Origin of the sequence: Chamaesiphon sp. OTE_75_metabat_556 (assembly GCF_031378165.1) — a bacterium.
Classification (GTDB): Bacteria; Cyanobacteriota; Cyanobacteriia; order Cyanobacteriales; family Chamaesiphonaceae; genus Chamaesiphon.
In genome coordinates this window covers 1-1,847 of sequence record NZ_JANNDR010000313.1, presented here as the reverse complement: position 1 = coordinate 1,847, position 1,847 = coordinate 1, and the positions used below count along the sequence as shown (strand labels likewise).

The window sequence follows — 1,847 nt, the reverse complement described above, 5'->3', positions numbered from 1 at the left end:
CCAGTAGCTTCATCGATAACTTGAGTCTTGCCATGGGCTGGTAGATCGATCGCAATACAATAAAATTGCGATTTTAATGATTCAATTATTTCTGCATAATCTTCACCACTACCCATCCAACCATGTAGTAGTAATAATATTGGCAATGCGTCTCGGTGGTGCCGATCCCGAGGAGCATTACCTGTCAAATTAAAGTGCCATCGATACATGTTAGGCGATCGAGTATGTGCGTCATCATTAACCAACAACCCAGATTATACCGCGATCGGTAAATGGGGATGCTGCCGAGGATTGCTACAATAGCAGGATATTGAATTCAATCTGAGAGTCAATGTCGGGAGGTGGTTCCTGAAAAATCCCGCACGCAAATACTCTCGAAATTACCCCTACAAAACGTAAATATGGATATCAAAGCGATCGCTACCACACGTCTAGAATGGACTGGAGATCTTTTGGCGATTGGGTTTTTTGAAGATACGGTCGAACTCAGTGGCGATCTAGCCGAACTCAATACCAAATTAGCAGGTGTCATCGCCGCATTGATTGCTGAAACAGAATTCAAAGGTGCTAAATCCAGCAGTGCGGTCACTCGCGTGGGTGTCAATACCCCAATTCACAAAATTATGTTGGTGGGATTGGGCAAGGTGGGGGATCTCAAGCTCGATACCCTCCGCAAAGCTGGCGCGACGATCGCACGCACCGCCAAACGCGAGAAAGCCAAAACAGTGGGAATCAGTCTGCCCATCTGGAATAACGATCGAGCGACAACCGCCCAAGTAATTAGTGAAGGTTTGCTCTTAGCACTGCATCAAGACAATCGCTTCAAGTCCGAAGTCAAGCCCGAACATCAGCTCAAACTGACCGAAGTTCATCTCCTGGACAAAGCTGGTACCGATGCGGCAATTAGTAAAGCCCACGCGATCGCTGATGGCGTCATTTTGGCGCGCGAACTAGTCGCCGCTCCAGCAAATGTCGTCACGCCGATGAGTATGGCCGAAACCGCGATCCAGATGTCCAAAGATTATGGCTTCGCGCTCAAAATCTTGGAGCAAGCTGAGTGTGAAGCATTAGGGATGGGAGCATTTCTAGGTGTGGCCCAAGCTTCGGAAATGCCACCGAAATTTATCCATCTGACTTATACCCCCGCCGGTACGCCCCGCCGCAAACTGGCGATCGTCGGGAAGGGCTTGACCTTTGATTCGGGTGGCTTGAATATCAAGGGTGCTGGGAGCGGTATCGAAACGATGAAGATCGATATGGGTGGTGCAGCCGCGATGTTTGGGGCGGCTAAAGCGATCGGCCAAATCAAGCCCGATGTCGAAGTTCACTTCATTAGTGCGGTCACTGAAAACATGATTAGCGGGCGGGCAATGCACCCTGGTGATATCCTGACCGCTTCTAATGGCAAAACGATCGAAATTAACAATACTGATGCTGAAGGGCGGTTAACGCTGGCTGACGCGTTGGTGTATGCCGATAAATTGGGCTTGGATGCGATCGTCGATCTAGCCACACTGACAGGTGCTTGTATCGTTGCTCTCGGCGACGATATTGCTGGCTTATGGAGTCCCGAACAGTCCCTCGCCGATGGCATTCTGGCTGCGGCAGAATTAGCTGGTGAAAATTTCTGGCAGATGCCGCTAGCTGACAAATATTTCGATGGGATTAAATCCCCGATCGCCGATCTCAAAAATACCGGCCCGCGCGGGGGTGGTTCGATTACCGCAGCTTTATTCCTCAAGCAGTTTGTCAAAGATACACCCTGGGCGCATCTAGATGTGGCTGGGCCAGTTTGGTGCGATAAAGAGAGCGGGGTGAATAATGCTGGCGCAACGGGTCATCCCGTC

2 protein-coding genes are annotated in these 1,847 nt (G+C 50.1%); one reads left to right on the top strand and one right to left on the bottom strand.

Annotation, left to right across the window (positions count from 1 at the left end):
- The coding region (locus RMO27_RS12615; RefSeq protein WP_396133698.1) for an alpha/beta fold hydrolase at positions 1 to 209 on the bottom strand (209 nt) is incomplete at its 3' end.
- A gap of 192 nt (positions 210 to 401) precedes the next feature.
- On the opposite strand from RMO27_RS12615, the gene RMO27_RS12610 reads away from it, so the two are divergent.
- On the top strand, positions 402 to 1,847 hold a 1,446-nt coding region (locus RMO27_RS12610), incomplete at its 3' end, for a leucyl aminopeptidase (protein ID WP_309732964.1).